Annotated in this window: 25 protein-coding genes and 1 pseudogene; 19 read left to right on the forward strand and 7 right to left on the reverse strand. The window is 66.4% G+C overall.

From position 1 onward, the window contains the following. The first annotated feature begins 49 nt into the window (after nt 1-49). From hemC to ASE91_RS03890, 6 genes are read left to right on the forward strand one after another with little or no spacing between them, the layout of a single operon-like run. On the forward strand, nt 50-961 hold the full coding sequence (gene hemC, locus ASE91_RS03865) for a hydroxymethylbilane synthase (RefSeq protein WP_056001094.1): 912 nt from the start codon (nt 50-52) through the stop codon (nt 959-961). Next, nucleotides 958-1,629, forward strand: coding sequence for a uroporphyrinogen-III synthase (locus ASE91_RS03870; RefSeq protein ID WP_056622819.1), 672 nt, complete (start codon nt 958-960; stop codon nt 1,627-1,629). The genes hemC and ASE91_RS03870 overlap by 4 nt, the downstream gene beginning before the upstream one ends. 33 nt (nt 1,630-1,662) lie before the next feature. Further along, nucleotides 1,663-2,577, forward strand: coding sequence for a hypothetical protein (locus tag ASE91_RS03875; protein ID WP_082449839.1), 915 nt, complete (start codon nt 1,663-1,665; stop codon nt 2,575-2,577). Nucleotides 2,578-2,588: 11 nt separating this feature from the next. Beyond that, on the forward strand, nt 2,589-3,773 hold the full coding sequence (locus ASE91_RS03880; RefSeq protein ID WP_200911190.1) for an acyl-CoA dehydrogenase: 1,185 nt from the start codon (nt 2,589-2,591) through the stop codon (nt 3,771-3,773). Continuing rightward, nucleotides 3,773-4,285, forward strand: coding sequence for a GNAT family N-acetyltransferase (locus ASE91_RS03885; RefSeq protein ID WP_056622826.1), 513 nt, complete (start codon nt 3,773-3,775; stop codon nt 4,283-4,285). Before ASE91_RS03880 ends, ASE91_RS03885 begins: the two co-directional genes overlap by 1 nt. Continuing rightward, the gene (locus tag ASE91_RS03890; RefSeq protein WP_056622829.1) at nt 4,282-5,394 is read left to right on the forward strand and encodes a CaiB/BaiF CoA transferase family protein; all 1,113 of its coding nucleotides are present in this window, start codon (nt 4,282-4,284) and stop codon (nt 5,392-5,394) included. The genes ASE91_RS03885 and ASE91_RS03890 overlap by 4 nt, the downstream gene beginning before the upstream one ends. A gap of 309 nt (nt 5,395-5,703) precedes the next feature. Here ASE91_RS03890 and ASE91_RS03895 read toward each other — a convergent pair whose 3' ends face one another. Beyond that, the gene (locus ASE91_RS03895; RefSeq protein ID WP_056622836.1) at nt 5,704-7,530 is read right to left on the reverse strand and encodes an AsmA family protein; all 1,827 of its coding nucleotides are present in this window, start codon (nt 7,528-7,530) and stop codon (nt 5,704-5,706) included. Between the two features lie 683 nt (nt 7,531-8,213). On the opposite strand from ASE91_RS03895, the gene ASE91_RS03900 reads away from it, so the two are divergent. Then, nucleotides 8,214-8,429 carry a hypothetical protein gene (locus tag ASE91_RS03900; RefSeq protein ID WP_056622842.1) on the forward strand — a complete coding sequence of 72 codons (216 nt, stop codon included), beginning with the start codon at nt 8,214-8,216 and terminating at the stop codon, nt 8,427-8,429. A 180-nt stretch (nt 8,430-8,609) separates the two neighbouring features. On the opposite strand, the gene ASE91_RS18595 is transcribed toward ASE91_RS03900, so the two are convergent. Further along, nucleotides 8,610-8,777, reverse strand: coding sequence for a DUF1674 domain-containing protein (locus ASE91_RS18595; RefSeq protein WP_082449783.1), 168 nt, complete (start codon nt 8,775-8,777; stop codon nt 8,610-8,612). 93 nt (nt 8,778-8,870) lie between these two features. Here ASE91_RS18595 and ASE91_RS03905 point away from each other — a divergent pair, with 93 nt between their 5' ends. The 3 genes from ASE91_RS03905 to ASE91_RS03915 all read left to right on the forward strand — a co-directional run bounded on the left by ASE91_RS03905 (nt 8,871) and on the right by ASE91_RS03915 (nt 12,593). Next, on the forward strand, nt 8,871-10,130 hold the full coding sequence (locus ASE91_RS03905) for an RsmB/NOP family class I SAM-dependent RNA methyltransferase (protein ID WP_056622845.1): 1,260 nt from the start codon (nt 8,871-8,873) through the stop codon (nt 10,128-10,130). 70 nt (nt 10,131-10,200) lie between these two features. Beyond that, nucleotides 10,201-10,860, forward strand: a complete 660-nt coding sequence (gene rpe / locus ASE91_RS03910; protein WP_056622849.1) for a ribulose-phosphate 3-epimerase — start codon at nt 10,201-10,203, stop codon at nt 10,858-10,860. Then, complete coding sequence (locus ASE91_RS03915; protein ID WP_056622853.1) at nt 10,857-12,593, forward strand: heparinase II/III family protein; 1,737 nt, start codon at nt 10,857-10,859, stop codon at nt 12,591-12,593. The genes rpe and ASE91_RS03915 overlap by 4 nt, the downstream gene beginning before the upstream one ends. 6 nt (nt 12,594-12,599) lie before the next feature. Here the strand turns inward: ASE91_RS03915 and ASE91_RS03920 are convergent, their stop codons facing one another. Next, nucleotides 12,600-13,379 (reverse strand): SDR family oxidoreductase, encoded by a 780-nt coding sequence (locus ASE91_RS03920; protein WP_056622855.1) that lies wholly within the window; start codon nt 13,377-13,379, stop codon nt 12,600-12,602. 183 nt (nt 13,380-13,562) lie between these two features. On the opposite strand from ASE91_RS03920, the gene purH reads away from it, so the two are divergent. Then, nucleotides 13,563-15,149 carry a bifunctional phosphoribosylaminoimidazolecarboxamide formyltransferase/IMP cyclohydrolase gene (purH, locus tag ASE91_RS03925; protein WP_056622857.1) on the forward strand — a complete coding sequence of 529 codons (1,587 nt, stop codon included), beginning with the start codon at nt 13,563-13,565 and terminating at the stop codon, nt 15,147-15,149. Nucleotides 15,150-15,218: 69 nt separating this feature from the next. Further along, nucleotides 15,219-15,821, forward strand: a complete 603-nt coding sequence (locus ASE91_RS03930; RefSeq protein WP_082453787.1) for an HAD-IA family hydrolase — start codon at nt 15,219-15,221, stop codon at nt 15,819-15,821. Between the two features lie 213 nt (nt 15,822-16,034). Here ASE91_RS03930 and ASE91_RS03940 read toward each other — a convergent pair whose 3' ends face one another. The 3 genes from ASE91_RS03940 to ASE91_RS18600 all read right to left on the reverse strand — a co-directional run bounded on the left by ASE91_RS03940 (nt 16,035) and on the right by ASE91_RS18600 (nt 19,214). After that, complete coding sequence (locus tag ASE91_RS03940; RefSeq protein WP_235530296.1) at nt 16,035-17,147, reverse strand: serine hydrolase; 1,113 nt, start codon at nt 17,145-17,147, stop codon at nt 16,035-16,037. A gap of 94 nt (nt 17,148-17,241) precedes the next feature. After that, nucleotides 17,242-18,831 carry an L-aspartate oxidase gene (gene nadB, locus ASE91_RS03945; RefSeq protein WP_056622862.1) on the reverse strand — a complete coding sequence of 530 codons (1,590 nt, stop codon included), beginning with the start codon at nt 18,829-18,831 and terminating at the stop codon, nt 17,242-17,244. A gap of 206 nt (nt 18,832-19,037) precedes the next feature. Further along, on the reverse strand, nt 19,038-19,214 hold the full coding sequence (locus tag ASE91_RS18600) for an energy transducer TonB (RefSeq protein ID WP_082453797.1): 177 nt from the start codon (nt 19,212-19,214) through the stop codon (nt 19,038-19,040). A 194-nt stretch (nt 19,215-19,408) separates the two neighbouring features. Here ASE91_RS18600 and ASE91_RS03950 point away from each other — a divergent pair, with 194 nt between their 5' ends. Genes ASE91_RS03950 through ASE91_RS03970 form a run of 5 tightly spaced genes read left to right on the forward strand, consistent with a single transcriptional unit; the run spans nt 19,409 to nt 23,936 of the window. Beyond that, nucleotides 19,409-20,269 carry an STAS domain-containing protein gene (locus tag ASE91_RS03950; RefSeq protein WP_056001047.1) on the forward strand — a complete coding sequence of 287 codons (861 nt, stop codon included), beginning with the start codon at nt 19,409-19,411 and terminating at the stop codon, nt 20,267-20,269. 5 nt (nt 20,270-20,274) lie between these two features. Further along, nucleotides 20,275-20,685, forward strand: coding sequence for an STAS domain-containing protein (locus ASE91_RS03955; RefSeq protein ID WP_056001044.1), 411 nt, complete (start codon nt 20,275-20,277; stop codon nt 20,683-20,685). Then, a complete protein-coding gene (locus tag ASE91_RS03960) occupies nt 20,639-21,070 on the forward strand; it encodes an ATP-binding protein (RefSeq protein WP_235530297.1) in 432 nt (143 codons plus the stop codon). The genes ASE91_RS03955 and ASE91_RS03960 overlap by 47 nt, the downstream gene beginning before the upstream one ends. Beyond that, on the forward strand, nt 21,061-22,074 hold the full coding sequence (locus ASE91_RS03965) for an ATP-binding SpoIIE family protein phosphatase (protein WP_200911191.1): 1,014 nt from the start codon (nt 21,061-21,063) through the stop codon (nt 22,072-22,074). Before ASE91_RS03960 ends, ASE91_RS03965 begins: the two co-directional genes overlap by 10 nt. Further along, nucleotides 22,071-23,936: an ATP-binding protein gene (locus tag ASE91_RS03970; RefSeq protein ID WP_056622868.1), complete on the forward strand. Its 1,866-nt coding sequence runs from the start codon at nt 22,071-22,073 to the stop codon at nt 23,934-23,936. Before ASE91_RS03965 ends, ASE91_RS03970 begins: the two co-directional genes overlap by 4 nt. Before the next feature lie 140 nt (nt 23,937-24,076). On the opposite strand, the pseudogene ASE91_RS20400 reads toward ASE91_RS03970, so the two are convergent. Then, nucleotides 24,077-24,272: pseudogene (locus ASE91_RS20400) on the reverse strand (IS3 family transposase); the annotation flags it as partial. Nucleotides 24,273-24,799: 527 nt separating this feature from the next. Here ASE91_RS20400 and ASE91_RS03975 point away from each other — a divergent pair. Then, nucleotides 24,800-26,005, forward strand: coding sequence for a tyrosine-type recombinase/integrase (locus tag ASE91_RS03975; RefSeq protein ID WP_056622872.1), 1,206 nt, complete (start codon nt 24,800-24,802; stop codon nt 26,003-26,005). Between the two features lie 157 nt (nt 26,006-26,162). Then, nucleotides 26,163-26,336, forward strand: coding sequence for a helix-turn-helix transcriptional regulator (locus tag ASE91_RS18605; protein WP_235530305.1), 174 nt, complete (start codon nt 26,163-26,165; stop codon nt 26,334-26,336). The last annotated feature ends 10 nt before the right edge of the window (nt 26,337-26,346 follow it).

Raw genomic sequence — 26,346 nt, forward strand, 5'->3', positions numbered from 1 at the left:
AGCCTTCGCGTGGCTTGCCCTTGCCGCACGCCATGCGTAGCGAGCAGCCATGACGTTCAAACTAGGCACGCGCGGATCGCCGCTGGCGCTGGTACAGGCGCATGCCACGCGTGACGCGCTGGCGATGGCGCATCAGATCGATCCGGCGGACATCGAGATCGTGACGATCAAGACGACCGGCGACCGGGTGCAGGACCGCGCGCTGGCGGAGATCGGTGGCAAGGCGCTGTGGACCAAAGAACTCGACCGCGCGCTGTGTTGCGGTGAGATCGATGCGGCGGTCCATTCGATGAAGGATGTCGAGACGATCCGCCCGACCGAAATTCGCATTGCCGCGATGCTGCCGCGCGCCGATGTCCGCGACCGACTGGTCGGGATCGCGGCGCTGGCAGAATTGCGCGAGGGCGGCGTCGTCGGGACCAGCAGCCCGCGGCGCGCGGCGCAGGTGCTGCACCACCGTCCCGACGCGAAGATCGTGCTGTTCCGGGGCAATGTCGACACCCGGCTCGGCAAGCTGGCGGCGGGCGAGGTCGACGCGACCCTGCTTGCCGCGGCCGGTCTCGCCCGACTGGGGCGGCCCGATGTCGGCACGGCGATCGCGATCGACGACATGCTCCCCGCCCCGTCGCAGGGTGCGGTCGGGATCGAAGTGCGGGCCGAGGACGACCGCACCCTCGCCTTCGTCCGTGCCATCGACCATGCGCCGACGCATCAGGCAGTGCGCGCCGAGCGCGGCTTCCTTGCGGCGCTGGGTGCCGATTGCCATTCGCCGGTCGCGGCGCTGGCGACGATCGCGGGCGATGTGCTGACGTTGACCGGCCAATTGCTGGCGCAGGACGGCAGCGCGCAGGTGCACGGCAGCGTCAGCGGTGCGATCGACGACATCGACCTGCCGCGCGGCCTGGCCGAACGACTGCTTGCCACCGCGCCCGAGAATATCGCCAAGCTGTTCGCGCAATGATCGTGCCGATCGCGGTGTTGCGCCCCGAACCGGGCAATGCCGCGACCGTCGCCGCCATCGAGGCGCTGGGCAGATGCGCGATCCGCCTGCCGCTGTTCGTGGTTCTGCCGCTGGCCTGGGACGGTCCCGATCCGGACGCGCAGGACGCGCTGGTGCTGACCAGTGCCAATGCGGTGCGTCATGCCGGACCGGCGCTGTCGCGCTATGCCGCGCTGCCGGTCCGCGCGGTCGGTGCGGCGACGGCGGCGGCGGCGCGGGCGGCGGGGCTGCAGGTGTTCGCGACCGGCAGCAGTGATGGCCGGGCCTTGCTCGACGCCGCACTGGCAGACGGCGTGCGCGCGGCATTGTTGCTGACTGCGCGCGACCGGGCGGTGACCGCGCACCCGGCGGTCACCGCGATCGAAGCGGTCTATGCCAGCGAGGCCGTCGACCCCATCGACCCCGCCCCCCTGACCGGATCGGTCGCGCTGGTCCATTCGCCCCGCGCGGCCCGGCGGCTGGCCGATATCGTCTCCGATCGCAGCCGCATCGCCGTCGCGGCGATTTCCGATGCCGCCGCCGCGAGCCTCGGCAGCGGCTGGCGGGCGGTGACGGTCGCGACGCGGCCCGACGACGCGAGCGTGATTGCCGCCGCCATCGCGCTGGCCGACACGCTAGCACGCGATTGACCCGGCGGACGGGCGCGGGGATAAGGCAGCATGATGAGCGAAGATGCGTCCTTTGCGACGACCAGCGGCCCGTACCGGCAGCGACGAAGCCGCGGATGGCTCCTTGTCGCCGTGCTCGCCTTTCTGATCGGCATCGGCGCGACGCTGGCCGTGCTACGCTATGTCGCACCCCGGCTCGGCTGGGGCGGGTCGACGCAGGTCGCCACGCCGGTCGCGCAACCCACCCCGGTCCCTGCACCGCAGCCGGTCGCGGCGGTCGCGCTGCCGATCCTGTCGGCGCGTGAGGCGGCGCTGGCGGCGCGGATCGCCGATCTGGAGACACGGATCGTCGGCCTCGACAACAGCGCACGCAACGCCGCCGGCTATGCGACGCGGGCCGAAGACATGATGGTGGTCGTCGCCACCCGCCGCGCGCTCGATCGCGGTCGGCCGCTCGATTATCTGGAAGGACAGTTGCGCGAGCGGTTCGGCGACAGCCGTCCCGATGCGGTCCGCACGCTGATCGCCGCCGCACAGGCACCGGTCACGCTCGACGACCTGCGCACCGCGCTGGATGCGGTGGCGACACCGCTGATCGCCGGCCCGACCGGCGAAGGCTTCTGGAACGGGCTGCGTCGCGAATTCGGCCAGCTGATCGTCCTGCGACAGGGCGCGACGCCCAGCAGCCGCCCGATCGACCGGCTGGATCGGGCGCGACGGCGGCTCGACACCGGTCAGGTCGAACAGGCGATCGCGGAGATCGAGCGGATGCCTGGTGCCGCCAGCGCGCGGCGCTGGACCGCCGCCGCCGAACGCTTCGTCGCGGCGCGCAAGGCGTTGATCGACCTCGAATCGGTCGCACTGACCATGCCGCGGCCCGCCCCCGTTACCCAACCCGCGCCGGTGCCTGCCGCACCGCCGCCATCCGAATCCCCGGTCGCCGCCGATCCGGTCGACCCGACGCTGTAAGGACATTGATCATGGCCGACATGGGCCGTTTCGACTGGCAGGACCCGTTCGCGCTCGACGCGCAGTTGACCGACGAAGAACGCATGGTCCGCGACGCGGCGCATGGCTATGCCCGCGAAAAGCTGTTGCCGCGCGTTACCCGCGCCTTCCTCGATGAGGATTTCGCGCGCGAGATCATGTCGGAAATGGGCGAGCTGGGTCTGCTGGGGCCGACGATCGATCCCGAATATGGCGGGGCGGGCCTCGGCTATGTCGCCTATGGTCTGGTCGCGCGCGAGGTCGAGGCGGTCGATTCGGGCTATCGCAGCGCGATGAGCGTGCAGTCGAGCCTCGTGATGCATCCGATCAACGCCTATGGATCGGAGGAGCAGAAGCGGAAGTATCTGCCGAAGCTGGCGAGCGGCGAATGGGTCGGCTGTTTCGGGCTGACCGAACCCGATGCCGGATCGGACCCGGCGGGTATGCGCACCCGTGCCGCGAAGATCGACGGCGGCTATCGCATCTCGGGTGCCAAAATGTGGATCACCAATTCGCCGATCGCCGATGTCTTCGTCGTGTGGGCCAAGTCCGATGCGCATGACGGCAAGATCCGCGGCTTCGTGCTGGAAAAGGGCATGAAGGGGCTGTCCGCACCGAAGATCGAGGGCAAGCTGTCGCTGCGCGCGTCGATCACCGGCGAGATCGTCATGGACGGGGTCGAGGTCGGCGAGGACGCGTTGCTGCCGCATGTCGAGGGGCTGAAGGGGCCGTTCGGTTGCCTCAACCGCGCACGCTATGGCATCGCATGGGGCACGATGGGCGCGGCGGAATTCTGTATGCAGGCGGCGCGGCAATATACGCTGGACCGCAAGCAGTTCGGCGTGCCGCTGGCGTCCAAGCAGCTGGTTCAGCTGAAGCTGGCCGACATGCAGACCGAGATCGCGCTGGGGTTGCAGGCGGCGTTGCGCGCGGGGCGGATGTTCGACGAGGGGACGCTTGCCCCCGAAGCGATCTCGATCATCAAGCGCAACAATTGCGGCAAGGCGCTGGCCATCGCCCGCGTCGCGCGCGACATGCATGGCGGCAACGGCATCGCCGCCGAATTCCATGTGATGCGCCATGCGATCAACCTCGAAACGGTCAACACCTATGAGGGGACGCACGACGTCCATGGCCTGATCCAGGGCCGGGCGATCACCGGGATCGCCGCCTTCTGATGAACCGGCAACCGGTGTTGCAGGGGGCGCTGGTCCGGATTGCGCCGACGGTGCCAGAGGAGTATGCCGCGCTCTTCGCCGTCGCGTCGGACCCGGCGATCTGGGACCAGCATCCGGCGCACGACCGCTGGCAGGAAGACGTCTTTCGCGCGTTCTTCGACGAGGGGCTGGCCGGCGGCGGGATGCTGACGATCCGCGATGCCGGCGACGGCAGCGTGATCGGGTCGAGCCGCTATGGCCCCCATGACCGGCACGCCGACGAGATCGAGATCGGCTGGACCTTCTTTGCGCGCGACCGGTGGCGGCGGGGCTATAACCGCGAGACCAAGCGGCTGATGATCGACCATATCGCGCCCCATGTCGCGGCGGTCACCTTCCATATCGGTCAGGAGAATCGCCGGTCGCGGACCGCGGTGGCGGCATTGGGCGCGACCTTGCGGCCCGGCACCGTCGACGTGCTGCGCGGCGGGCGGATGGTGCCGCACGTCATTTACGAACTGCGCGGCGCGTGAAACCGCTGGCCGGGGTCCGCGTGGTCGAGCTGGCGCGCATCCTGGCGGGGCCGTGGTGCGGGCAGTTGCTCGCCGATCTGGGGGCAGAGGTGGTGAAGGTCGAGCGGCCGGGGGCGGGCGACGACACCCGCCATTGGGGGCCGCCGTTCGTCACCGCGCCCGACGGCTCGGCGCGCGACGCCGCCTATTTCCACGCCGCCAATCGCGGCAAGCGGTCGGTGGCGATCGATATCTCGACGCCAGCGGGGCAGGAACAGGTCCGCGCGCTGGTCGGCGGGGCCGACATCGTCATCGAGAATTACAAGGTCGGCGGCCTGTCCAAATACGGCCTCGACCACGCCGCGCTGTCGGCGGTGCGGCCGGGGCTGATCACCTGTTCGATCACCGGGTTCGGGCAGGACGGGCCCTATGCCCACCGCGCCGGATACGACTTCATCATCCAGGCGATGGGCGGAGCGATGTCGCTGACCGGCGAGCCGGACGGGCCGCCGCAAAAGGCGGGGGTCGCCTATGCCGACATCTTTACCGGCACCTATGCGGCGGTCGCGATCCTCGCCGCGCTGCGCCGTCGCGACCGGACCGGTGCGGGCGCGCATATCGACATGGCGCTGCTCGACACGCAGGTCGCGGTGCTCGGCAATCAGGCGCTGAACTGGATGGCGAGCGGCATCGTGCCGACGCGGATGGGCAATGGCCATGCGAACCTCGCCCCCTATCAGGCGTTCGAGACCGCCGACGGTGCGCTGATCGTCGCGGTCGGCAACGACCAGCAATTCGCGCGGCTATGCGGCGTGCTGGGGCTAGACCTGTACCTCGATCCGCGCTTTGCGACCAACCCGGCGCGGGTGGTCCATCGCCGCGATCTGGTGCCGGCGATCCAGACGGCGGTGGCACGCTGGGCCAAGGCCGATCTGTACGAGGCGCTGGAAGCCGCCGGCATTCCCGCCGGCCCGATCAATGCGCTGAACGACGTGTTCGCCGACCCGCAGGTGATGGCGCGCGGGATGGCGATCCGGCCCGACGGCCTGCCCGGCCTCGCCAGCCCGATCGTCATCGACGGCGAGCGGATGGTCGCGGAACACGGCGCGCCGCCGCGACCCGACGCCTGACCACGACATCAAAGGTCACAAAGGTCACACTTGCACGCGGTTCGTTTGCCACGGTTCGAACGGACGGTGCGGTATACCTCGCAGCAGCTCGGCGCGGCGTACCCGGCTTCAAAGGTCACGAACGTCACACTTGCACGCGGTTGGCGATGTAGCGGATCGCGCGTCACCTACGGGATCAAAGGTCACAAAGGTCACACTCGCGCGCGGTTGCCGGCATAGCGGCGCAGAGGGCGGATCGGATGGATGTCAAAGAGCAGGCGCACGACGCGCGCCGGCGATCCTGCCGCCGTGGCATAGTGTAGGAAAGCGTTATCGCAGCACCCGCCGGACCAGCGCGCCGCAATCGGCGTTGCCCGCGCGCGGGGTGTCGTCGCCGCCGATCGCGCGGCCCAGCATGCGCAGGATGCCGCCCGCGCTCTTCACGCCGGGCGGGATGCGGATGTCGGGGCTCTGGATCCGGCCGCCGATGCGGACCGGCTTGTCGAGGTGGAGCAGCGTGCGTTGCTTGGGGCTACCGGTCAGCGCGATCGACAGGCGTTCGTTGGACAGGCGCACCACCCCCTGCCCCCGCGTCTGCGCGCGCGAGGTGTCGATCAGCATCGGGTCGATCCGGCCGATGCCATTGGTGACGTTCAACCGTAGCCCGAGGCAGCGCAGCCGGGCGCGGGCATCGTCGTCGGTGGTCAGCCCGCGCGCGACATCGGCACCGAGCAGCGACGCCATCTTCGCCGGAAGGGTCCCGCCCGCCGCCGCGAAGCCGATCATGCCGTCCGACCGCCCGATCGCCTCGCGGATCGTGTCGCCGCTGCCGACCAGCTTCAGCCGCGCCCGCAGCGGAGCATCGACCGGCGCGCCGCCGGCAAAGGTCGAGATGCGCGAATCGACCAGCTTCAGGTCGAAGGTGGCGCGGGGCGTCGTCCGTTCGCGCTGGTCGACGATCACCTGCCCGGTAATCCGCCCCTGCGCCAGCCGCACCGTCAGCGGCGCGACGGTCAGGCGGCTGTGATCGATCGCCAGCACGGTATCGAGGCTGCGCAGACCCGCCATGTCGAGCAGCCGGTCGACGCGGATCGCCAGTCGTCCGTCGACGCCGCCCATCTTTGCCAGATTGATGCGGGTGCCGGGCACCACGCGCGGGCCGATGCGGCGTTCGATCGCGATGGCGCGGGCGCGCCCTTCGTCGGTGGCGAGGTCGTCGAACGACAGGTCGGCGAAGCGCAGGCTGCCGTCAATCTTCGTCCGTTCGCCATCCTTGCCGATCGTCGCGTTCGCCGATGTCAGGCTCGACCGACCGATCGTGCCCGCCAGCCGTTCGATGACCCACGTCGGATCGTCGTGGCGGACGCGCGCGGTCAGCTTCACCGGCTGGGTCCCGAACAGACCGGCCTCGATCAGCGCGTCGAGCGTCTTGAGGTCGTTGGCGCGCGCGGTCAGGTCGACGGTCATGCGGTTGGTGCCGAGCGGGGAGGCCATGACCCCCTTCGCATCGACGGTGATGGTCGGGCCATCGACCCGCGCCCGGAACGGCCATGGCCCGTCGCCGGTGATGGTCGGGCCGGTCAACGCGACCTGCACCGGGCGGTTGTCGATCGCGCCGTTCCCCTGCGCGCGAAAGCCCTTTGCATCGGATGCGACGGTGACGGCGAAGCGGCGGTTCTGCACCGCGTCGCGATAGTCGATCACGAGGTCGCGGATCGACAGGCTGGTGATCGCCGCCGCCGAACTTTTCTCACCGCGTTTGTCGGGTTGCCAGTTCTTGCGCCCGTCGCGGGTACGGACCATCGCGACGCGCCCGCCATCGATGGCGAGTGCCTGAAGATCGAACTTGCCGCGCAGCAGCGGCAGCACGTCGAACCGGAAATCGACGCGTTTCAGCCGGACCAGATCGCCCTGCCCCGCCCAGCTCGGCTGCGCGATGGTCAGGTCGCGGACGATCAGCGTGGGGGAAAAGGACAAGGCCTCGACCCGTTCGATCGTGCCGATCGACACGTCCGACCCGAACCGCTGCGCCAGCCGCGCGCTGACCCGGTCGCGCAGCACGCCCCAGGGGAAGGCGGCGAGGATCAGCAGGAGGAGGAGTGCGAGGCCGAGGATGCCGCCAAGGATGAACCGCCACGGGCGCGCGAGCCTGACCATTTTTGGATAAGTCGGAACGCGGGCGTTCGTTCCATGGGCGCAATGGAATTAGCGACACGGTAAAGGCAGCTACGGACGATGAACCGTTTCAAATTGGGCTGTTCGGCGAAGGTCCTTCGAGGTCGGAACGACGCCGTCGCTTCGGCCCATGTCCTTCCCAAGCTTGGAGTATGGCGATCCAATCGGCCAGCATTGAATTTCCTACACAATTGAAACCATCTTCTCCCAAATGGAATGGTGGATCATCGAATAAGTTCGTCATGAACCTGCCGGTCGCTTCGTCCATTGGACAGTCCGAGACAGGATCCAGAATGCCTATTGCAGCGATTGCCTTGATATAGACGGCAACGTCAAAAGCCCGGTGACAGTATTGGCAACCGATCCGAACCAGAAAATTGGTTTCGTAATATGTGAACTCGTCTGGATCATATTCGCAGTAGCGTGGGATACCTTCCAGCCACCACTTCGGCGGTTCGGGAATACGGTCCGTGTATCCATCAGGGGGTAGTACATTCGCATCCTCCGCCGCTAACGGCCGAAGGATACAAGGTCCGAATAGCAAATTGAAGCGCGACAGACGTTCAAGGAACGACCGGGATCGACCGAAGCGACAATCGGTCGTTCTTATCCCAACCGATATAGCCTGCTTGCGGCAGTTTGCATCAATGATCTAAGGCGTGACCATGCATGCGATTGGTCGTGAAATTCTCCTATTCGGCGTCGTCCCGACTATACTCATCATGTTCTGCGGGATCGGTTTAGTGGGCGGCATCACGCACGCAGAAGCGATGGTGCCAGTATACCTCGCCGGCCTTATCTATGGCGTTGCCGCCATTATGATGTTTGCCGTTTTTTCGCTGTCCAGAATTGTTCGCCGGGTCGCCAAAAGCTTACGGTAGCCAGCCGATTTTGGCCTTTCCGGCTTTCCCAAGTAAGGACCGATGCAGGGAACGTCACCGACCCGATCGCAGTCGAAGGTCCGGAACGCTTTGATTTCCTTATCCCTAACCAATCGCGTTTCCCGGGAACTGCCGGTCGGCCATGCTTAATGAGAAAGCCGGTGCCCCGGCACCGCCCCGTCAAAAATCGACCGCAATGCCCTTGTGCGTCCAGTCGCCATAGCGCGTCGGGCTCAATCCCAGCGGGTCGTCGGCGTCCGGTTTGGGCGGGATCGGTTCGGGGGTCGGCACCGGCGGCGATTTGGAGAGGTGCGCGGGTGGCTTCACATGCGGGGGTCGGGTGCCCATAGGAGACTCCTTCACGGTTCGTCAGGATGCACTTGGCGGACCAGCGACAGGAATCAAGTGATCGATCGACCAACTTCGCCGGAGCGCCGCTGAATGGCCCGCCCGCAACTCGCCCCCGAAGCACCGGGTCTTGCCGCGCGCCGCGCCGCGCTGCGGCTGCTCGATGCCGTCATCCGGCGCGGACTGCCGCTGGAGGCGGCATTGGCGAAGGCCACGCAGGAACTCGACCGGCGGGAGGATCGTGGCCTTGCCCATGCCATCGCGGCGGCGGTGCTGCGGCGGCTGCCCGATCTCGACGCGCTGATCGACAGCGCGACGCAGCGCCCCCTGCCCGACGATGCCAAGGCGCGGTTCGTGCTGCGCATCGCGCTGGGGCAGGCGCTGGTGCTGAACACGCCGCCGCATGCCGCGATCGCGACGGTGCTGCCGCTGGTCGAGGGCGGTCCGCGCAAGCTGGTCCACGGGGTGTTCGGCACGCTGATGCGCGGCAATGCCCGGCTGCCGGATGCGGCGACGCTGCCCGCCGATACCGATGCCCGCTGGTGCGCGGCATGGGGCGAGGACATGGTGATCGCCGCCGCGCACGCCATCGCGCAGCAGCCGCCGGTCGACCTGTCGCTGAAGGGTGAGGCGGGGCCGGACGGCGTGGCGCTTGCCCCCCGTCACCGGCGACTGCACGATGCGGGGTCGATCCCCGACGTTCCCGGCTATGCCGAGGGCGAATGGTGGGTGCAGGATCTGGCGGCGTCAATCCCGGCGCGGCTGCTGGGAACCGGGCCGGGCACCGCGATCGACCTGTGCGCGGCACCGGGCGGCAAGACGCTGCAACTGGCCGCCGCCGGGTGGGACGTGACCGCGCTCGACAATTCGGAAAGCCGGATGGGGCGGTTGCGCGAAAATCTGGAGCGGACCGGCCTGACGGCGTCGGTCGTCACCGGCGACGCGCTGGTGTGGAAGCCGGGCGAGCCGGCGGACGCGGTGCTGCTCGACGCGCCGTGCAGCGCGACCGGCATCTTCCGCCGCCACCCCGATGTGCTGCACCGGGTGCGGCCGAGCGTGATCGCCGAGACGGCGGCGTTGCAGGCGCGGTTGCTGGCGCGCGCCGCCGACTGGGTGAAGCCGGGCGGGCGGCTGGTCTATGCGACCTGTTCGCTGGAGCCGGCCGAGGGCGAGGCGCAATTGGCGCGGTTCCTGTCGGGGCGGAGCGACTATGCGGTCGAGCCGGCGAGCGCGGACGAACTGCCCGCCGGGGTTGCGCCGCACGCCGACGGCTATGTGCGGACGTTGCCGGGGATGCTGGCGGAACAGGGCGGGATGGACGGGTTCTTCATCGTGCGGTTGCGGCGGCGTTGAGGAACGGGGTTCGTGCGGTGTGCGAACCCCAAGCCTTGCCGCGACAATCAACCATGCTAGGACGAATTTCATGCAGCCCGTCCGTATCGCCCCGTCCATCCTGTCCGCCGATTTCGCCAAGCTGGGCGAGGAAGTCCGTGCCATCGACGCGGCGGGCGCGGACTGGATTCATATCGACGTCATGGACGGGCATTTCGTCCCCAACCTGACGATCGGCCCGGCGGTGGTGAAGGCGCTGCGCCCGCATAGCCCCAAGCCGTTCGACGTCCACCTGATGGTATCGCCGGTCGATCCACTGGTCGAAGCATTCGCCGACGCCGGGGCCGATATCCTGTCGGTCCACCCGGAATCGGGGCCGCACCTCCACCGCACGCTGCAACGGATCAAGGCACTGGGCAAGCGCGCCGGCGTGGTGCTCAATCCCGGCACCCCGGTCGAGGTCGTCGATCAGGTGATCGATCTCACCGACCTGTTGCTGGTGATGAGCGTCAATCCGGGGTTCGGCGGGCAGAAGTTCATCGACAGCCAGTTGCGCAAGATCGAAGCGCTGCGGGCGCGAATCGATGCGACCGGCCGGCCGATCGATCTGCAGGTCGATGGCGGCATCGACCGCGCGACCGCGCCGAAGGCGATCGCGGCGGGGGCCGACTGCCTCGTCGCCGGCACTGCGACCTTTACCGGCGGGCCGACCGCCTATGCCGCGAACATCGCCGCATTGCGGGGCGCATGATCCCGCCCCAGCCGATCGACGAACCGCGCGACGGGATCGACGTCGGCAAACGGCTGGTCCGGCAGGGCGGGGGCACCGGGCTGTCGCTGTCCGAACGCATCGCCGAGAAGCTGCAACGGCTGGCATGGCGCACGCCGCTGCACGGGCTAAGGCTGAAGGGACGGCATCCGCTCAAGCTGATCGCGATCGCCGACGACCCGTTCCTCGGCGATCTGGCGCGCGGACAGGCGCTGCTGGCGGGGCAGTTGATGTTCCGCGGCGAAAGCGTTCCGATCGACCGGCTGGGGCTCGACCGGCCGAAATTCTCGGCGGCGTTCGCCGAGCATCTGCACGGCTTCGCGTGGCTGCGCGACCTGTCGAGCGTCGCGCCGCGGGTGACGGCGGTGCCGATCGCCGAAACGCTGATGCTGCAATGGCTCAACGCGCATGGCGACCGGGTGTCCGAACCGGCCTGGAGCGCGCACCTGACCGGGCGGCGGATGCTGTTCTGGATCGCGCACGCGCCGCTGATCCTGTCGTCGACCGACCTCGTCTATCGCTCGCGCGTGCTCAACACCATCGCCCGCGCCGCCCGGCATCTGGACGGTGAGGCGGGCAAGGCACCGGCGGGCATCCGCGCGATCACGGCATGGGCCGGGGTGGTCGCCGCCGGCCTCGTCATTCCGGGCGGCGATCCGCGGCGCGGCTTTGGCGAGAACGGCTTGGCGCGGGCGCTGACCACCGGCGTGTTCGACGATGGCGGCATCGTCAGCCGGTCGCCCGCCGACCAGCTCGACGTGGTGATGACGCTGACCGCCTTGCGCGAAATCTATGCCGCGCGGCGGCTCGAGGTGCCCGAAGCGCAGCAACTGGCGCTGACCCGGATGGTCGCGGCGCTGCTGGGCGTGGCGCATGGCGAGGGTGGCCTTGCCTGCTGGCAGGGATCGGGACCGGTCGATGGCGACCGCATCGCCGATGTCGTCGCCGCGACCGGCGTACGCACCCGGCCGCTGCGCCATGCCAGCGACTGGGGCTATCAGCGGCTGGCGGCGGGGCGCACCGTGCTGATCGTCGATTCCGCGCCGCCGCCGGTGGCGCGCGCCGCGCGCGAGGGGTGCGCGTCGACGCTGGCGTTCGAACTGTCCGATCAGGGCCAGCGCATCGTGGTGAATTGCGGCGGGGCGGCGGCGGCGCTGCTCACCCTTTCGGCCGATCTGCGCCGTGCGCTGCGCACGACGGCGGCGCATTCGACACTGGTCCTCGACGACACCAATTCGACCGCGATCCATGCCGACGGGTCGTTGGGCAAGGGCGTCGGCGTGGTCGACATGGCCCGGCAGGAAAGCGACGCGATCAGCCGGATCGAGGTCGCGCATGACGGCTATGCCAAGCGGCTGGGCTTCCAGCATCGCCGCGTGCTGACGCTGTCCGCCGACGGCCGCGACGTGCAGGGCGAGGACATGCTGATCTCGACCGGCCGGCGCGGGCGCAAGGGCGAGACGAGCTTCGTCGCGCGCTTCCATCTGGCCCCGGGGATCGAGATCGCCCCGACCCCCGACGGGCAGGCCGCATTCCTGCGCGTGCCCGACGGGCCGGTGTGGCAATTCCGCTGCAGAGGGGCGACACTGGGCGTCGAGGAAAGCCTGTGGATCGACGAGACTGGCCTGCCGGTCGCGACGTTCCAGCTAGTGCTGTCGGGCGCGACGCCGCCGGGCGGGCATGACTTTTCATGGCGGTTCCACCGGGCGCGGTAGGGAGAGCTACCCCGGCGACGCCGCCGATCCGGCAAGCAACCCGCCATCGATATTGACCTCGGTCCCGGTGATATAGGTCGCTTCGTCCGATGCCAGCATCGCCGCGACCGCCGCGACCTCTTCCGGCATCCCGAACCGCTTGAGCGGCGTATCCGCCACCAGTGCCGCCATCCGCGCCTCCCGGTCCGGCCCATCGCCCAGCATCGGTTCCCAGATCGGGGTCAGGATCGCCGCCGGATGGATCGAATTGCAGCGGATGCGCCATCCTTGTTGCGCACAATAGAGCGCGACGCTCTTGCTATGGTTGCGGATCGCCGCTTTCGACGACGCATAGGCTGCTGCGCCGGGAATGCCGACCAACCCCGATCGCGACGAGATATTGATGATCGACCCGCACCCCGCCACCTTCATCGCGCCGATCGCGTAGCGACAGCCGAGGAAGGTTCCGTCGAGGTTGACGCGGTGGACCGCTTGCCAATCCGCCAGCGACGCATGTTCTGGGTCGTGCGCGACCATGCCGCCTTCGAATCCAGTTACCCCGGCATTGTTGACGACGACATCGACGGCGGGAACCTCGCGCGCCAACCGCGCCCAGTCCCCTTCCTCGCGAACGTCGAGGCGTAGGAAGCGACAGCCGATCGCATCGGCGGCGGCGCGGCCGGCGGCTTCGTCGATATCGGTCAGGACGACGTCGCCGCGCTCTTCATGGAAGCGCGTGGCAATGGCGTGGCCGATCCCGCGCGCAGCGCCGGTGACGACACAGATTTTCGATTGCAGACGTTGCATGGGGTATTCCGGTGATGGAGGGTCATGGGCAGCATCTCGCCGCCGATCGTGCCGCACTCAGCGGAACTGCTGGACCATCTTCCGTACTCCGGTTCGTATGGCACGGACCCTACCCCTTCCACCCAAAGGTCGCAACCCGCGCCCCCTTGCCCCGCCGCGCCATTCGCGCGAAAGGGCGCGCCCATGGATCATGTCATCGCACAGCGCGCGCTCCTTTCGGTTTCCGACAAGAGCGGCATCGTCGACCTCGCCACCGCGCTCAGCCGCCATGGTGTCGAACTGGTGTCCACCGGCGGGACCGCCGCCGCGCTGCGCGATGCGGGCCTCACCGTCCGCGACATTTCCGACCTGACCGGCTTTCCCGAAATGATGGACGGCCGGGTCAAGACGCTGCACCCGATCGTCCATGGCGGGTTGCTGGCGGTGCGCGACAATGCCGAGCATGTCGCATCGATGCAGGAACATGGCATCGGCGCGATCGATATCGTCGTCGTCAATCTCTATCCGTTCGAAGCGACCGTGGCCAAGGGCGCCGATCGCGACACGATCATCGAGAATATCGATATCGGCGGGCCGTCGATGGTGCGGTCGGCCGCGAAGAACCATGATGCGGTCGCGATCGTCACCGATCCCGCCGACTATGCCGCGCTGATCGCCGAACTGGACGCGAACGGCGGCACCAGCCTCGCCACGCGTCGCCGGTTCGCCGCGAAAGCCTATGCCGCGACCGCCGCCTATGACTCGGCGATCGCGCAGTGGTTCGCCTTTGCCGATCAGGGACAAGCATTTCCCGACACGCTCCCCCTCGCCTTCACCCGTGGCGCAGAACTGCGCTATGGCGAGAACCCGCACCAGTCGGCCTCGCTCTATATCCCGCGCGGGCCGGCTGCGCGCGGTATCGCCCAAGCCGAACAGGTGCAGGGCAAGGCGCTGAGCTACAACAACTATAACGACGCCGATGCGGCGCTGGAGCTGGTCAGCGAATTTCGCGACGGCCCGCCGACCGTGGTCATCGTCAAGCATGCCAATCCGTGTGGCGTGGCGACCGGCAACACGCTGATCGAGGCGTATCAGGCGGCGCTTGCCTGCGACAGCGTGTCGGCGTTCGGCGGGATCATCGCCGTCAATCGCCCGCTCGACGGCGAGACCGCGCGCGCGATCAGCGGCATCTTCACCGAAGTCGTCGCCGCCCCCGACGCCGATGACGAGGCTAAGGCGGTGTTCGCCGCCAAGAAGAATCTCCGCCTGCTGCTGACCGGCGAGCTGCCCGATCCTGCGCGCGGCGGGCTTACCGTCAAGACCATCGCCGGCGGGCTGCTGGTCCAGTCGCGCGATGCGGGCAATCTCGATCAGGCCGAGCTGAAGGTCGTGACGAAGCGCCAGCCGACCGACCAGGAACTGGCCGATTGCCGGTTCGCATGGACCGTCGCCAAGCACGTCAAGTCGAACGCGATCGTCTATGCCAGGGGCGGCAGCACCGCCGGCATCGGCGCGGGGCAGATGAACCGGCTGGAATCGGCGCGCATCGCCGCGTGGAAGGCGAAGGACGCCGCCGACAAGGCCGGCTGGTCGCAGGCGCGCACGATCGGGTCCGCGGTAGCGTCGGACGCCTTCTTCCCGTTTGCCGACGGGCTGCTGGCGGCGGTCGAGGCGGGTGCGACGGCGGTGATCCAGCCGGGCGGATCGATCCGCGACGAAGAGGTCATCGCGGCCGCAAACGACGCGGGGCTGGCGATGGTGTTCACGGGGATGCGCCACTTCCGGCATTGATAGGCGCCCCCTTCTCTCGGAGGGGAGAAGGGGGTTTGCTCGGCAGCCCCCAACCGGTACGACCGCGCCATGCCGTTGTTCCGTGATACCGCCTACGCCGCCTTCCTGTTCGATATGGACGGGACGCTGCTCGATTCCTCCGCGGCGGTCGAACGCGTTTGGCGGCGCTGGTGCGATCGGCATGGGATCGATGCCGAAGCGCTGATCGCGGTGTGTCATGGGGTCCGGGGCGAGGATACGGTGCGGCGCTTCGCCACGCCGGGCATGGATGTCGATGCCGAAGCCGCATGGCTGAATGCCGCCGAGCTCGAAGACGTCGATGGCGTCGTGCCGATCGCGGGCATCCATGACCTGATCGCCGGCCTTGCCCCCGATGACTGGGCGATCGTCACCTCCGCGCCGCGCAACCTTGCCGAAATACGCCTGGGGGCGATCGGGCTGCCGGTGCCGGCAGTGTTCATTACCGCCGAGGATGTGACGAAGGGCAAGCCCGATCCGCAGGGCTTCCGCCTCGCCGCCGACCGGCTGGGCGTCGCGATCGGCGAATGTCTGGTGTTCGAGGATTCGCCCGCTGGCGTGGCGGCGGGCAAGGCGGCGGGGGCGGCGGTCGCGATCGTCGGACCGCGCGTACCGGCCGAGGAGGGACGCTACGCCATTGCCGACTATCGCTGAATTGACGATCGGTCGCCGGACGCTGCTGGCTGGTTTGGTCGCCGCTGCGGTGCTGCCGCGTGCGGCGCTGGCGGCCAATCGGCCGATCCCCGGCTGGTATGCCGATCCGGAGATCCGCATCTTCGGGAACCGCTACTGGATTTATCGAGCCGAGGTTGCCGACGAAGCGGTAAGCGTATCCCCGCTCGCGCGGGGATATGGGTGGCGACAGCGTTACCCGTGCACGGCGACGATCGCCGACACCACCGTCTGGATCAGCTGCTGGCGTTCCTGCACCGGCCGGGCCGTGTCGCCGATCATCACCGCCACGGCATAGGATTTGCCGTCGGGGGCGGTCAGGATACCCACGTCGTTGAAGCCCGCCGTCCGCCCGCCCAGATCCTGTCCGGTCCCGGTCTTGTGCGCGACGCTCCACCCGGTGGGCAACGCCGCGCGAAGGCGGGCGCGGCCGGTGCGGGTATGGCTCATCGTGTCGAGCAGCCAGCTGGTCGATTGCGGGGTCAGCAACATGCCGTGGCGCAACCGTGCCAGCGCATCGGCGATCGCCCCTGCCCCCGCGCCATCGGGCGGATCGGCGACATAGGCCTGATAGGCGGCGCGACGGACATTGGGGTCGAGCTGCGACCGCGCCTGCGCAAAGGCGTTGCCCTGCGAATATTCCTGTTTCCACGGCAGCCCGGCGGTCTTCGCCTGCAACAGCCGCTCGCCCGGCCCGAAGCGGATATTGCCCAGCCCCCGGCTGGCGATGAAGTCGCGCACCGCCACCGGCCCGCCGGCAAGGTTGAGCAGCTTGTCGTTGGCGGTATTGTCGCTGAGCGTCAGTGCGCGGCGCAGCAGATCGCCGACCGTCGTGCGGAACACGCCGTCCTTCATCAGATACGCGATCGGCTGATGAAACAGCGTCAGGTCGCTGCGGGTGATCGTGACCGGGGTGGCCAGCGCCAGCTTGCCTTCGTCGATCGCGTTCATCGTGGTCAGCGCGACCCACAGCTTGCTGACCGATTGCTGCGGCATGCGCTGATCCATCGCATGGCCGACGACCCAGCCTTCATCGATGCTGCGCACCGCGATCCCGACCCGGCCCTGAAACCCGCCGCCCAGCGCATTGATCGTCGCGACCAGCGCCGGGGGCGCGGGGCGCGTCGGTGCGGGCAGCGGCACCGGAACCGCCGCTTTCGGCACGGCCGCCTGCGCCACAGGCGGCAAGGTCCGCGTCGCCAGACCCACGCCGCCGAGCGCCATCAGTCCCATCACCAGCGCCGCCTGTTGCGGCCGGACTTTCTTCAGCATCTGCACGATCTTCTCACCCCGTCCTGCGCCGACCATGCTGCGAGGGCGATTAACATTACAAGACGTTGTTGCCGCCTTGCGACGAATCTCCCCGCACAGACGACGAATGGCGGAAACCCATGCCGCAGCGTCAGGGGACGAGGATCGTGTCGACTGCCTCCGCCGCCGTTTCGGGATAATCGAGCGTGTAGTGCAGCCCGCGGCTCTCCTTGCGGTGCAGCGCGGACCGGACGATCAGGTCGGCCGACTGGAGCAGGTTGCGCAACTCGATCAGGTCGGGGGTGACGCGGAAATGGCCGTAATAGTCGGCGACTTCCTCGTTCAGCATCGCGATGCGGTGGCGCGCGCGCTCCAGCCGCTTGGTCGACCGGACGATGCCGACATAATTCCACATGAACCGGCGGATTTCGGTCCAGTTCTGCTTGATGACGACCTCTTCGTCCGAATCGGTCACGCGGCTTTCGTCCCATGGCCGGATCGCGGGCGGCGGGGGCAATGCGTCCCAGCGTTCGGCGATGTCGCGTGCCGCCGCCTCGCCGAACACGAAGCATTCGAGCAGCGAGTTGGACGCGAGCCGGTTGGCACCATGCAGCCCCGATTGCGACACCTCGCCCACCGCATACAGGCCGGGCAGGTCGGTGCGCCCGTCGCGATCGATCACCACCCCGCCACAGGTGTAATGCTGCGCCGGCACCACCGGGATCGGCTGGCGCGTCATGTCGATGCCGAGGCCGAGCAGCTTTTCATGGATGTTGGGGAAATGGCCGCGCACGAAGTCGGGGTCCATGTGGCTGATGTCGAGATGGACGTAATCCAGCCCGAACCGCTTGATCTCGGCATCGATCGCCCGCGCGACGATGTCGCGCGGCGCAAGTTCGGCGCGCGGGTCGTAATAGGGCATGAAATTCTTGCCGGTGGTCGGGTTGATCAGCTTCCCGCCCTCGCCGCGCACCGCCTCGGTAATCAGGAAGTTCTTGACCTCGAGATTGTACAGGCAGGTCGGGTGGAACTGCATGAACTCCATGTTCGACACGCGGCATCCCGCGCGCCACGCCATGGCGATGCCGTCGCCGGTCGCGCCGCGCGGCGCGGTGCTGAACAGATAGGTCCGCCCCGCCCCGCCGGTCGCAAGGATCGTCGCGCGCGCGGTGTAGAGTTCGACCCGGTCGGTAATGCGGTTGAAGGCATAGACGCCCCACACATTGCCCGCCCCCGAATACCGCTGTTCATGGCGACTGGTCGCCAGATCGACCGCGACCATGTCGGGCAGCAGGGTGATGTTGGCATGCGCCCTTGCCGCCCGGATCAGCGCCTCCTGCACCGCCCAGCCAGTCGCGTCGTCGACATGGACGATACGCCGGTGCGAATGGCCGCCCTCGCGCGTCAGGTGCAGCGCCTCGCCCTCCATGTTGAACGGCACGCCCAGCGCCGCGAGCCGTTCGATGGCGGCGGGTGCCCCCTCGACCACGAACTCGACCGCCGCCCGGTCGTTGAGGCCGGCACCGGCGACCATCGTATCCTCGACATGGTTTTCGAACGTGTCGCCGGGTTCGAACACCGCCGCGATCCCGCCCTGCGCCCACGCGGTCGACCCTTCGTTCAGCGCGCCTTTCGCCAGCACGGTGACGCGGAACCGCTCGGCCAGATGCAGCGCGGCGGTCAGGCCGGCGGCGCCCGATCCGATGATGAGGATGTCGGTCTGGGCAGGGTCGTGGGACAAGGGGCACTCCGATCGGCTTGGGAGGGCGACTATGCGGGTTCGGGGCGGTGTGACAAGGTTGGATGCGGCGGCGACGCAGGTGCGTAGACGCAGCGCCGGCAAGAAGACGCGGAAGTTGGCGCCCGAGGTCCGCGCGCGAATGGTTCGGATGGTGCTCGCCGACGAACGCGGCTACCCGTAGCGACTGAACACGGCCGGACCGGACGTCAGCGAAGTTCGAACGGGATGCGGACGAGGCCCTTCACCTGGGCAGGCCGCCCGTCGACGATCGTGGGCGACCAGCGCCAGCGGCGTACCGCGCCCGGCGCCGCCTTGTCGAGGCGATCGGGTTCGCGACTGGCTGGGCCAGACCAGCGGATAGAAGGTCCGCTCAGCCAAGATATGAAGGCCGCCGGATGATCGGTAGCAAAGACCCCGTAACGGGCACTTCACGCATCGATCCGGCTCGCCAACTGGGCTGCTTATTCATGCGAAAATCGTACGTTGTTCAACCATTTCCAGCTGCCCTATCATACGATGCGACAAGCCTCTTCAACCTCGCTAAGGGTTTGAAAACGCCGTCAGGAGGATTGTGATCATGGAAGACGGCTTTGCCGCATTGTCGAAGATCGTAGGTGAGCGCGAGCGCGAGATCGTTGCGCGCTGGCGCGAGTTACTGGCCATGTCCGCCGGTGGCGCAGGCCGGATCAAGGATGCGGAAGTCGAGAAACAGTGCCGCGATTTCCTGTCTGCCTTTGCCGATGGTTTGCGTGCGGGGGCGACGGCGGCGAGCGACCCCGCATTCGCGCCTGCCCGACAATTGCTGGACGGCGTATCCCGATCGCGTGCCAATCAGGGCTTCACGCCGACCGAAACGGCGACGTTCGTGTTCTCGCTGAAGGAGCCGCTGTTCGAGCAGGTGCGCGTCAGATTTCCGGACGACGCCGCCCGCGTCGCGGGTATCGGTTGGGAAATGACCAGGATTCTGGATCAGCTCGGCCTGTACACGATGGAAGTCTACCAACGCAGCCGCGAGGAGGTTGTACGCCGGCAGCAGGAGGAGATCGCAGAGCTGTCGACCCCGGTGGTCAAGCTATGGGAAGGAATCCTTGCCCTGCCGCTGATCGGTACGCTCGATTCCGCACGCACCCAGGTGGTGATGGAGAACCTGCTGCAGGCGATAGTCGACCAGAGCGCCGACCTCGCCATCATCGACATCACCGGCGTGCCGACGGTGGACACGCTCGTCGCGCAACATCTGCTCAAGACGATCGCCGCCGCGCGCCTAATGGGTGCGGACTGCATTGTGTCGGGCATTCGTCCCCAGATCGCACAAACGATGGTGCATCTGGGCGTCGAACTCGACGTGGTGTCGAAAGCCACGCTCGCCGACGCCCTGGCGCTCGCGTTTCAGCGCACGGGGCGGTCGGTCGTCCGCAAGGTCGCATCGAAGGGCTGAGCAGCATGGATCGCATTCCCATCCTGAAGCTCGGTCGCGCTTTGCTGGTCAGCATCCAGGTCGACATTCACGATCGTCTCGCCAAGGCGCTGGAAGAGGATCTGTCGGAGCGCATCGTCGCGACTGGCGCGCGCGGCGTGATGATCGATATTTCGGGGCTCGAGATCGTCGACTCGTTCATGGGTCGCATGCTCGACAACATCGCCGCCGTATCCCGCCTGCTCGATGCCGACACGGTGGTCGTCGGCATGCGCCCGGCGGTCGCCATCACGCTTGTCGAACTCGGGCTGTCGCTGACCGGGGTCAAGACCGCGCTCAATGTCGAGCGCGGCATGGCCTTGATCGGCAGCGGGCAGTACGAAGACAGCGATGGCGAAGACGCCCCGGAGGGCGGCGATGAACGCGACGCGGGATGATACCCTGCCGATCAGGGAGTCCGACGATGTCGTCCGCGTCCGTCAGGCCGTTCGGGTACAGGCCATCGCTGCGGGCCTGGGCCTTGTCGACCAGACCAAGATCATCACCGCTGCGAGCGAGCTTGCCCGCAACACTCTCGACTATGGCCTTGGCGGAACCGCCCGGATCGAGACCTTCACCGTTCCGCCGCGGCGGGGCGTGCGGCTGACGTTCGAGGATTCGGGTCCGGGCATTCCCGACCTCGATCGCGCGCTGACGGATGGCTACACGACCGGCGGTGGTCTTGGCCTCGGGCTGAGCGGCGCGCGGCGTCTATGCAATGATTTCGAGATTCGGTCCGTGGTCGGCGAGGGAACGTACATCATGATCGCGCGATGGAAATGACGATGCGCGCGGTCGAAGTTCGTGAGATTTCGCAGGTCGCAGAAGCACGCCGCGTCGCCGTTGCCCTTGCCGAGGCGCATGGCTTCGGCGAGAGCGATGCAGGGCGCGTGGCGATCGTGGCAACCGAACTCGCGACCAACATCCTGAAACACGGTGACGGCGGAAGCCTGCTCTTCGGCAGCTTCGAGGATTCGTCCGGCGCCGGGATCGAGTGCATTGCCCTCGACAAGGGCAGCGGCATGGCGAACGTGGCCGATTCGATGCGTGACGGGCACTCCACGACGGGCACGGCCGGTAACGGACTCGGCGCGATCGCCCGGGGTTCCCACATGACAGACATCTATTCCGCGCCCGGCGGTGGCACCGCACTTCTTGCGCGTCTCCAGCGGGGCAAGCCTACGCATCTTGGCGCTCCTCCACATCCGACGTTCGGCGCTATCAGCCTGCCGATGCATGGTGAGGAGGTCTGCGGCGATGCCTGGTGCCGGAAGGACGATGCGAGCGGTGCGACCTTCATGGTTGCGGACGGGCTTGGTCATGGTCCCCTGGCCGCGCAGGCCGCCCATGCCGCGACGCGCATCTTTTATTCCAGCGCGGCGCCACTGCCGAGCGAGATGCTGCCTGTTATGCACAATGCGCTACGCCCGACCCGAGGAGCAGCGATCGGGATCGCGCATGTCGATGCGAGGGCCGGCCAGATCATCTTCGCCGGCGTCGGGAACATCGCCGCTACCCTTATCGATGGCAACGGCGTCCGCCGCATGGTCTCCAACAATGGCACCATCGGTCACATCGCCCGCCGCATGCGCGACTTTACCTATCCCATCGTGGGTGAAACCTTGATCGTGCTGGCATCGGACGGCCTGGCGACCAGTTGGGATCTCAATGCCTATCCCGGGCTCGTCGCACACCATCCTTCGCTCATCGCCGGCGTGCTGTGGCGCGATTTCAACCGTGGGCGGGACGATGTGACGGTATTGGTGTCGAGGGTGGAGATCGGATGACACTCAACCCCATCCTGACCGTGGCGCTGATCGGGGAGGCCGACATCGTCGCGGCCCGCCAGCGGGCTCGCCAGATCGCCGGGCTGCTGGGCTTCGAGGCGCAGGACCAGACACGGATCGCCACCGCCGTGTCCGAGATCGCGCGCAATGCCACGACCTATGGTGCTGGCGGCCGGATTGAATTCGGCGTGGAGCGGGCCGATCCGTCCAGCCTCGTCATCCGGATCCGCGACAAGGGGCCCGGTATTGCCGATGTGGACGCGATCCTGGAGGGTCGTTTCAAGAGCGTCAGCGGCATGGGCGTCGGTATTTCCGGAACCCGACGGCTGATGGACCGGTTTGAATTGGAGAGCCAGCCTGGCCGCGGTACGTCGGTCCTTCTCGGCAAGTGCCTGCCTTCGACTGCACCGTCCGTCTCACCGGCGTACCTGGCGGAGATCGGAAAGGTGCTCGCGGCGACGGGCGCCTCGGATCCGCTGGCCGAAGTGCGTACGCAGAACCAGGAATTGCTGCAGGCGCTGGCGGACCTGAAGCTTAAGCAGGACGAAAGCGAGCGGCTCAATGCCGAACTGGAGGAAACCAATCGTGGCGTGGTCGCCCTCTACGCCGAACTGGACGAGAAGGCAGGCGAATTGGCCGCGCTGAACGGAGACCTCGAACAGCGGGTAGCTGCGGCCGTTATGGAATGCCAGCAGGCCAACGACGCCTTGCGGCAAAGTCAGAAGATGGAAGCCGTCGGGCAGCTTACCGGCGGCATCGCGCATGATTTCAACAACCTGCTCCAGATCGTCACGGGCAACCTCGAAATGCTGTCGCGCAGGCTCCCCGCCGATGATCTCCGACTGCGACGGGCGGCGGACAACGCCATGTCGGGTGCGCAGCGGGCGGCGACGTTGACGCAGCGCCTGCTCGCCTTCGCGCGGCGACAGCCGCTCGCCCCCAGGCCGCTCGATTCGAACACTCTCGTCGAAGGTTTGTCCGATCTCATGCGCCGTACGCTGGGTGAGTCCATCTCGATCGAGGTCCACCTCGCGCCAGAGCTGTGGAAGGTCGAGGCGGATGCCAACCAGTTGGAAAATGCGCTGCTCAACCTCGCCGTAAACGCGCGCGACGCGATGAAGCCTGGCGGCACGCTGACGATCACAACGGCCAACGGCATCATCGGCGAAGCCGATGCCGAGGACGATACCGTACCCGGTCATTATGTCTCGCTTGCCGTATGCGATACGGGTGACGGCATGTCGGAAGCGACGATGTCGCGCGTATTCGAACCGTTCTTCACCACGAAGGAGGTCGGCAAGGGTACGGGACTCGGCCTCTCGATGGTGTACGGATTCGTCAAGCAGTCGGGTGGCCATCTCAGGATCGAGAGCAGCATCGGCCGCGGTACGACGGTGACCCTGTACCTGCCCAAGTTCACGGGCACCGTCGTCGAGGAAACGCCGCTCGTCATCGGCGCAACCGCCACTGCGCGGCCGGGCGAGAGAATTCTTATTGTCGAGGACGACCCCGACGTGCGCGCGCATAGCTGCGATGTCCTGACGGAACTCGGCTATAGGATCGTAGCAGTGGCCGACGGGTCGGCCGCGATCGACATACTCGACGGCGATGGTCCGATCGATCTCGTCTTCACCGATGTCGTTCTGACGGGAACCGTGAACGGCCGGGACATCGCCGTGCACGCGCATGCGGTCCGGCCGGGAACCCCGATCCTTTTCACCTCCGGATATGCGCGTGAAGCGATCACGCATAATGCGCATCTTGACGAAGGTATCAGCTTGCTACCCAAGCCGTTCAGTTACGACGATCTTGCCGCGCGTGTTCGCCTGTCGATCGATCAGGCGCTCGCCGTGCGCGCCTGACCGTCGGTGGTTCGTAGCGCCGCTCATGTCATCGCCACCGGTGACGAAAGCCGGAAAGCCCGACCCGGTGAAGCAAGGCCCCGGGAAGCTGAAAGCCGGACCGATGGCCCCCTCGTTTTTCTGTACACGGGTTTCGGTCCTGTTGCGTTCAGCTTTTCCGGGGCCCTGTATCCGATGGTGAGTGGATCCGCGGGCAACCATCGTAACCCTCGATATGCGCGAACAGATCGCGTCTGGCATCCTCGCGGATCGCCCTTCGTCACTGGTGAACGAGTTCGACCTTGAGCGTGAAGAAGAAGCTTTCCGAAGGCCTTTGTCGTAGCAGCAGGCAGTCCGGCACGTTGTGGTTTGGCCTTCCTCGATGTCCGCAAGCCACACCCGACGGGGCACCCCGGCGACGAACTCCCGGTTCAGGCGGTTTAGCTCGACCGGCCGATGGTGGTGGCGGAAACAACCATCCACTGACCGCCAACCCGGACCACCCGATGGAGGGCGCGCATCGAAGCGGGCGGAAACCCGTGCCTCGGACCCAGGCACTCAGAACTTTTCGCGCCAGCATCGGACGGGATGACATGCGAAACCTTCCGCATGGGTCGCAGCACGACTGTTCCTGTATGACGCTACTTTTAGATGTTGGTCCATTCGGACGCACCGACCGACCAACCGAGCCAAAGTTGGCGGAGACGGAGGCCGCTACCCCTTGTTCTAGCGAATTCCTGTGCGTTCCCTAACAGTCTGATTCTTTTGACAGTTTAAAGAGTAGGTTCCTGTGCGTTCTTGCTACGGCAGGCATATTCCAAATTTCGATGATGGGCGTTATGTGGGGCGCGACGTTTAGGGAAGATGTTGGGCGGGGTGTTTGAATGGGTGGGTACAAGCCGACGGGTAGGCATCGCGAAAAAGTGCTTACTGCCGCAGCCGTTCGAAATCTTGGTCCGGGGTTTCACGGCGATGGGGGGAACCTTTACCTGAAAGTCGACAAGTCCGGTGCTAGGCGATGGATTGTACGGCTCAATGTCCAAGGTACACGCCACGATATTGGTTTGGGTTCGGCTGCGCTGGTAAGCCTCGTAGAAGCCAGAGAACAGGCCGTACAGCACCGCAAGCTAGCGAGGGCAGGTGAGGACCCATTGGCTGCCAGGAGGCGCTCCAATGCCATTCCTAGCTTCGAGGAAGCTGCACGGCAGGTTCATGCTCATAACGAAGGCGCCTGGCGGAACGATAAGCATCGCAAGCAATGGCTTTCCACGATGGAAACCTATGTGTTTCCCTACATCGGGAACCGATCAGTAGGCGCAGTATCCAGCGCCGATTTGTTGCTTGTGCTTGATCCGATTTGGACAACGAAGAATGCGACTGCCCAACGGGTAAAGCAACGGCTCGGAATGGTTTTGAAATGGGCAATTGCCCGCGAGTTCCGTTCCGATAACCCGGCAGAGGTGGTTCAACAGGCTCTAACGAAGCAAGACCGATCCAACGTGAAGCGTATGTTGGCGCTGCCCTACGGTGAGGTTGCAAAAGCGATCGAAAAAATCTCTGCAAGCAAGGCTTCTGATGTCACTAAGCTAGCTATCCAATTTTTGGTACACACTGCTTGCCGTTCGGGTGAAGTTCGTGGTGCGCTTTGGAGTGAGATTGATTTTGCGCGGATGGTTTGGACCATTCCACCAAGCCGAATGAAAACTAAACGCCAGCACAGGGTTCCTTTGACACCAGCCGTGTTAGCGATTCTGGAACGGGCGAAGGCGTTTAGGCAGAACGATAGCGATCTGGTTTTCCCCAGCCTCACGGGGAAACCCCTTTCTGATAACACTCTTTCAAAATTGATGAGGGAACTGGCCATAGCTGCTGTGCCTCATGGCTTTCGGTCGTCGTTCCGGGACTGGGCAGGTGAAGCGACTCACCATCCCCGCGAGGTCATCGAGTTCGTTCTTGCGCATGTCATCAACGACAAGGCGGAAGCCGCTTACGCACGTTCCGACCTGTTCGAAAAACGCCGCGGAATTATGCTCGATTGGAGTGTCTTTCTGGCAACACCACAGAAAACGCCTAATGAAATCAACGCTTAATTATTTAGGGCAGTAGAAAGAAGTCTGATTTGCGTTTCTTTCGGTGCCCGGAAGTAATTCGTCAGAAAACCAGTAAGTTAAGTCGTTGACGCCCTTCCATTCGCCGTTCTAACCAGCGGTAACGGATTTGGAGGAAGCAATGAACACTAATCGGATTATGCGTAGACCCGAAGTAGAGCAGGTCATTGGTTTGAGCCGTAGTGCTATCTACGCTGCAATGGATCGAGGTGATTTCCCTCGTCCTATCCAGATTGGCAGGAGAGCCGTTGGTTGGAAATCGACTGATATCGACAGCTGGTTAGACAAGAGGCCTGTATCTAACGGTTGGTAAATAAGTTAAA

Source organism: Sphingomonas sp. Leaf62 (genome assembly GCF_001421915.1).
In the GTDB taxonomy this organism is placed as follows: domain Bacteria; phylum Pseudomonadota; class Alphaproteobacteria; order Sphingomonadales; family Sphingomonadaceae; genus Sphingomonas.

Coding starts and splice junctions, on each gene's coding strand:
- ASE91_RS03885 (WP_056622826.1), top strand. CDS start 3,773: ATGAACCGGCAACCGGTGTTGCAGGGGGCGCTGGTCCGGATTGCGCCG.
- ASE91_RS03880 (WP_200911190.1), top strand. CDS start 2,589: ATGGCCGACATGGGCCGTTTCGACTGGCAGGACCCGTTCGCGCTCGAC.
- ASE91_RS03940 (WP_235530296.1), bottom strand. CDS start 17,147: ATGGTCGGCGCAGGACGGGGTGAGAAGATCGTGCAGATGCTGAAGAAA.
- ASE91_RS03900 (WP_056622842.1), top strand. CDS start 8,214: ATGCATGCGATTGGTCGTGAAATTCTCCTATTCGGCGTCGTCCCGACT.
- ASE91_RS03905 (WP_056622845.1), top strand. CDS start 8,871: ATGGCCCGCCCGCAACTCGCCCCCGAAGCACCGGGTCTTGCCGCGCGC.
- ASE91_RS03955 (WP_056001044.1), top strand. CDS start 20,275: ATGGATCGCATTCCCATCCTGAAGCTCGGTCGCGCTTTGCTGGTCAGC.
- ASE91_RS03970 (WP_056622868.1), top strand. CDS start 22,071: ATGACACTCAACCCCATCCTGACCGTGGCGCTGATCGGGGAGGCCGAC.
- rpe (WP_056622849.1), top strand. CDS start 10,201: ATGCAGCCCGTCCGTATCGCCCCGTCCATCCTGTCCGCCGATTTCGCC.
- ASE91_RS03920 (WP_056622855.1), bottom strand. CDS start 13,379: ATGCAACGTCTGCAATCGAAAATCTGTGTCGTCACCGGCGCTGCGCGC.
- ASE91_RS03960 (WP_235530297.1), top strand. CDS start 20,639: ATGGCGAAGACGCCCCGGAGGGCGGCGATGAACGCGACGCGGGATGAT.
- purH (WP_056622857.1), top strand. CDS start 13,563: ATGGATCATGTCATCGCACAGCGCGCGCTCCTTTCGGTTTCCGACAAG.
- ASE91_RS18595 (WP_082449783.1), bottom strand. CDS start 8,777: ATGGGCACCCGACCCCCGCATGTGAAGCCACCCGCGCACCTCTCCAAA.
- ASE91_RS03875 (WP_082449839.1), top strand. CDS start 1,663: ATGAGCGAAGATGCGTCCTTTGCGACGACCAGCGGCCCGTACCGGCAG.
- ASE91_RS03975 (WP_056622872.1), top strand. CDS start 24,800: ATGGGTGGGTACAAGCCGACGGGTAGGCATCGCGAAAAAGTGCTTACT.
- ASE91_RS03895 (WP_056622836.1), bottom strand. CDS start 7,530: ATGGTCAGGCTCGCGCGCCCGTGGCGGTTCATCCTTGGCGGCATCCTC.
- ASE91_RS03870 (WP_056622819.1), top strand. CDS start 958: ATGATCGTGCCGATCGCGGTGTTGCGCCCCGAACCGGGCAATGCCGCG.
- ASE91_RS03950 (WP_056001047.1), top strand. CDS start 19,409: ATGGAAGACGGCTTTGCCGCATTGTCGAAGATCGTAGGTGAGCGCGAG.
- ASE91_RS03965 (WP_200911191.1), top strand. CDS start 21,061: ATGGAAATGACGATGCGCGCGGTCGAAGTTCGTGAGATTTCGCAGGTC.
- ASE91_RS03930 (WP_082453787.1), top strand. CDS start 15,219: ATGCCGTTGTTCCGTGATACCGCCTACGCCGCCTTCCTGTTCGATATG.
- ASE91_RS18605 (WP_235530305.1), top strand. CDS start 26,163: ATGCGTAGACCCGAAGTAGAGCAGGTCATTGGTTTGAGCCGTAGTGCT.
- ASE91_RS03915 (WP_056622853.1), top strand. CDS start 10,857: ATGATCCCGCCCCAGCCGATCGACGAACCGCGCGACGGGATCGACGTC.
- hemC (WP_056001094.1), top strand. CDS start 50: ATGACGTTCAAACTAGGCACGCGCGGATCGCCGCTGGCGCTGGTACAG.